Origin of the sequence: Flavonifractor plautii ATCC 29863 (genome assembly GCF_000239295.1) — a bacterium.
Lineage (GTDB): Bacteria > Bacillota > Clostridia > Oscillospirales > Oscillospiraceae > Flavonifractor > Flavonifractor plautii.
On sequence record NZ_JH417842.1, the window covers coordinates 51,416 to 52,394 of the forward strand.

Here is a 979-nt window from a genome sequence, read left to right on the forward strand (position 1 = left end):
GGATTGAGCTGAGAGTCACCAACTGCCGCAAGACGCTCTCTCAGGTCAAGGATGAAACAAAGGCCCATTACGTGCTCAACGGAGGTATGTGGAACCCGGACGGCACCCCCTGCCCGCTGCTCAAAGCGGGCGGGGTGATGCTCTCCGGCACGCCCTGGCGGGCGGTGGGCTACGCCTGGGACAAGGGCCCAGACATCCGCATGACCTCCGAGTATGAGGCGGCGGCCAACTTTATCGCGGTCACGCCGCTGATCCTCACCGGCACCGGGCCGGTAGGCGCGCCCTCCTACGGCTCTGCCCAGGGCGGCAGGCGGGGGCGCAGCGCCATCGGTCTGCGCGGCGGCGATCTGGCCCTCTACTGCTCCGGAGACGGCACCGGAGACGCAGCCACGCCGGAAACTCTGCGGGACGGGCTGGCCGGGCTGGGCTGGGCCTCCGCCGTCATGCTGGATGGGGGCGGCTCCAGCCAGTGCGACTTTGGCGGAGAGCGTATCACCGCCAGCCGCAAGGTGCATAACTGGATTTGCGTGTATCTCAAGCAGGCGGAGCAGACGCCGCCGGGACAGGAGGAGAGTATGGGCAAGTATACCGTGACGCCCAGCATCGGCGTCAACATCCGCAGCGGCCCCGGCACCGGTTACGGCAAGGTGGGGGCGTACCCCGTGGGCACCGTGGTGGACGTGCTGGAGGCCCGGGACGGCTGGGGCAGGACGGATAAGGGCTGGGTGTCCCTGGCCTATCTGGAGGCCGTGGAGGGCCCCCAGCGGGTCACGGACACGGGCCTCGCCATCCAGACGCACCTTATCGCCCCAGGGGCGGATAATCGGCCCGGAGGCAGCAATCCCTGCAAGTACATCACCATCCACGAGACCGGCAACGCGGCCAAGGGCGCCGATGCCGCGGCCCACGGGGCCTATCTGGACAGCGACGCCGGGGAGCGCGATATGGTGAGCTGGCACTACACCGTGGACGACCACGC

At 68.5% G+C, this 979-nt stretch carries 1 protein-coding gene; it reads left to right on the plus strand.

Going from position 1 to position 979, the window contains the following annotated elements; all coding sequences use genetic code 11:
* On the plus strand, positions 1 to 979 hold a 979-nt coding region (locus tag HMPREF0372_RS16660), incomplete at both ends, for an SH3 domain-containing protein (protein WP_007495043.1).